This is a genomic window from Desulfurella sp. (assembly GCF_023256235.1).
Lineage (GTDB): Bacteria > Campylobacterota_A > Desulfurellia > Desulfurellales > Desulfurellaceae > Desulfurella.
Genome location: NZ_JAGDWY010000015.1, coordinates 1 through 2,662, shown reverse-complemented (window position 1 = coordinate 2,662; position 2,662 = coordinate 1). Strand labels below are relative to the sequence as shown.

Sequence of the window (2,662 nt, the reverse complement as noted above, 5' to 3'; positions counted from 1 at the left end):
GCCAATCTGAATAATATATGATCGTTTGCGTAAGATGACATAAATTGAACACCAAGCGGTATATTTTGTGAGCTAATTCCAGCTGGAATACTCATTGCAGGCAATCCAGTTTGATTTGCAAGTTGTGTAAATGGAAATACACTTAATTGCTTAAAAGCTATCTTTTTTATAATTGGTTTTATATATGAACTTAAATTAGCAGTTGATACTGTTTTTAATGCTAATTCTTCAAAACTTGATGGCAATAAACTACCTAATTTTATATGAGGATTTGCAAGTGTTGGTGTCATATAAATATCGTATTGTTCAAAAAAACCTCGCATTAAGTAAGCCGTTTGATCCCAGAAATGCTTTATATAAACATTCAATTTTGAATGAAGACTATCGCCAATTTTTGCAAGTATGTATGTAGAAGGTTCGACATCTTTAATTGTAATCTTTCTTTGTAATTTGTTTTCAAGATAATCTATTAAAAATGATGTTTCTATAAACATAGCATCAATGTATGTATCGTATAGTCTGGCAAAATCTAGCTGCGGTAGCGTTTCTTCTACTGTATGACCTAAGTCTTCCAATGTTTTTGCTACTTTATAAGTTGTTTCTATCATCTGACTATCTACATTGCCAAGATATGAATTGGTATTTAAAGCAATTTTAAGTGGCTTTAATGGCTTATCAAGCTCTTTGAAAAATGATTCTACTGGTTTTTTAAAATAAATTGGCCCATCAAAACCATATTCTATATCCAAAAAAAATGCACTATCCCTTACAGTTTTTGTTAAAACATGATTTACAACAAGACCCATCCATGCATCAAAAAACTCACTACCCATTGGCGTAAAATACCTTGAAGGTTTAAAACCAAATAATCCACACATAGAGGCGGGAATCCTGATTGAGCCACCACCATCGTTACCAGTAGCCACACTAACCATCCCGCTTGCCACACTTGCAGCTGAACCGCCGCTTGAGCCACCCGGTGAATATTCCAAATTAAACGGGTTTCTTGTGGGTCCAAATAGTTTAGGTTCGGTTGTTCCCATTAAAGCAAACTCAGGGACATTCGTTTTTCCTAACGCAACACATCCTGCATCCAAAAGTCGCTTTACAAATGTGGATGTTTTTTTAGAAATATAATTATTTAAAAGTCTTGAGCCCATAGTTGAGCATGTATTTTCAATTTCATGCAAACTGTCCTTTAGCAAAATTACTACACCATAAAGCGGTTTATTTTTATCAGATGTTTCTATTTGTTTTTTAGCTAAATCGTAATGAGTACATATTACTGCATTAAGTATAGGGTTTAATTTTTCAATTTTTTCTATAGCTGCTTCTAATACTTCAAATGGGCTAACATCTTTTTTTGCTATAAGACGAGCAATACCTATAGCATCATACTTTACATATTCGTTTATTTTCATATTAATATTATACAATATTTAAAAAATTAATTCAAGCTTATAAAGCTACTTATTGCAACATTTTACTAAAAGTTTGCTTAAATATTCTTCAGATAATCTTGGAGGCATTTTGCCATGAGAATAAAAGTAATATGCATCAAAACCCATTTTCATAAATTTCGGAATTTTACCACTAAGTGTTAAATCTCTATTTCCTCCATACATCCAGTCTGATAAAATTAAAGTTGCATTTTCTCCTCTATTCATGATACATAAAATTTCTGGTTTAAATGGCATAATTACATTTTTTTGTGTGATTTCGCTTATAATAACACTTGCTGCTGTATGAGATTGCTTAACTGCAATGTGACCTAATTTTGGCATCGAAAAAGCATTTATATCACCCGCTGCAAAAATATTTTCATACTTAACATGCCTCATATATTTATCTGTAGGAATAAAACCAGCCTCATCAGTTAAATTTGAATCAATAAGAAATTGAGGTCCTTTGTATGGTGGAATTATTATAGCCATATCACATTCAAGTTTTGTAGAATCTTCAAATTCTACATATTCTTTATCAATGCGCTTTAAAACTTTATTAGTTACCACATTAATATTACTTTTTTTAATTATCGGCTCCATATCTTTATGAACTTTTTCTCCTACATCTTCAAAAAAAATCTTACCTGGTGTAAAAACTGTAATACTTGTTTCGTGTCTTCTATTGTGTTTTCTTAGATAATAGTCAAGCATAAACATAATTTCGCCAATTGGTCCTTCGCATGGTGCAGCAAGTGTCTTTACAGTTGATGCACTACCCCACTTTGTAAGACAGGCTCCAATAACTATTTTTTTACCAATAGATGATGCTCTTCTATCTAAAAATCTTAAAGCTTGTGTATAATCACATATAGAATAACCATACTCATTAAAACCTTCTATTGCATCGTAATCTTTAACAGCCCCAACACTTATTAATAGATAATCATAATCAACAATGGTATCATCTGTTAAAATAACTTGATTTAATTGCGGTTTTATTAATTTAACTTCTTTTCTTATAAATTTATGATTGAATTTTTCAATAGTTGAACCAATTGGTATAAGTGCTTCATTTAAAGCCCTTTCTCCAAAGGCAACTTCAGGTAAAATTGGCTTTGATAGACTAAAAATACTCGAATCAATAACAGTAAGCTCAATATTTTCTTTTAATTTTTTTGCTAAGCTATAAAATGCTACAAATCCAGCAAAACCGCACC

Annotated in this window: 2 protein-coding genes; both read right to left on the bottom strand. The window is 31.3% G+C overall.

The genetic code is table 11. The features are described from left to right. Positions 1 to 1,421: amidase (locus tag Q0C22_RS01495; RefSeq protein ID WP_291490323.1), on the bottom strand; the 1,421-nt coding region annotated here is incomplete at its 3' end. A gap of 45 nt (positions 1,422 to 1,466) precedes the next feature. Further along, a partial coding sequence (locus tag Q0C22_RS01490; protein WP_291490322.1) for an FAD-dependent oxidoreductase occupies positions 1,467 to 2,662 on the bottom strand: 1,196 nt, incomplete at its 5' end.